The following is a 960-nucleotide window of genomic DNA, read 5'->3' on the forward strand; positions in this document are numbered from 1 at the left end:
CCTCTTCGCCTCATCCCGACGATGTTCGTTTCCGTCGCCGGAAGGCGCTACGAAGTCGCGTGGACGACACCTCCTTCCATCATGTTCAGCGCGACGCGTGCGCAGCGCTCGCGGATCTGCGCGAACACGTCCAGCATGTCCGCCGCGATCTTCAGGACGACCTGCCTGGCGTGGCAGACGACCTTTCCCGGCGTCTGGAACAGCCGCCAACGCACCGTTCGAACCTGCGAGTTCGACCAGTCGTCATCGAGCGCGTCCGCCCGGAATCCGAGGAAGAGGTTGTAGGCCAGCACGCCGACGGCGAAGAACATGGCGTTAGCGTGGAACTGTCCGCACGGCATGGATTCCATGCCGAAGCCGATCTTTATTTCCTTGATGCGGTTCTCGCTGGCGTCGCCGCGTTTCGAGTACCAGACCATCGTCGCCGCAGCGTCTTCGTCCTCGCGGTTGCTGGCGACGGCGTGGTAGCGCCACGGCGACCCCTGCTCGAACAGATCCACGTCGCGCGGGCGGCGCATGACGACCAGCCGGAAGGCCTTGCCCGTCTTGTTCATGCAGTGGACAGTCTCGGCGATCCAGCCGTCGCGGAAGCTCGTCCAGTCGCCTTCGGGGATGGCGGCGATGGCCGCCTTGACCGCCGAGTCCTGGTCCGCGCCGATGGCGAAGACCTTGCCTGTCGTTTCGCACCAGTTGAGGACCGCCGCCTGATAGGCGGCGCTGTCGGCGCGCACGGCCACGATCTTCTTGCCCTTCGGCATGGCCGCGTCGCAGTCCTGCATGAACTCCAGGTTGCGGGTCTGCGGCGCGACATTGCCCTCGCGGAACTCATGGCCGACGACGAGTCCGAGTTCGGCCATGTGCCCGACCATCGGCATGTATCCCCTCTCGCTCTTATAGGTCCATTTGGCATCGCGCTTCTCCGCGACGATCTGCGTCGCATCGATGTCGAGCGTGAAGGAC

At 64.8% G+C, this 960-nt stretch carries 1 protein-coding gene; it reads right to left on the reverse strand.

Annotated elements, in window-relative coordinates; genetic code table 11:
- Positions 1-47: 47 nt before the first annotated feature.
- Positions 48-960 (reverse strand): IS1380 family transposase (locus V5F77_RS28950; protein WP_429008493.1); only part of this gene is annotated, 913 nt, incomplete at its 5' end.

It is taken from the genome of Roseixanthobacter psychrophilus, assembly GCF_043195195.1.
Classification (GTDB): Bacteria; Pseudomonadota; Alphaproteobacteria; order Rhizobiales; family Xanthobacteraceae; genus NCEH01.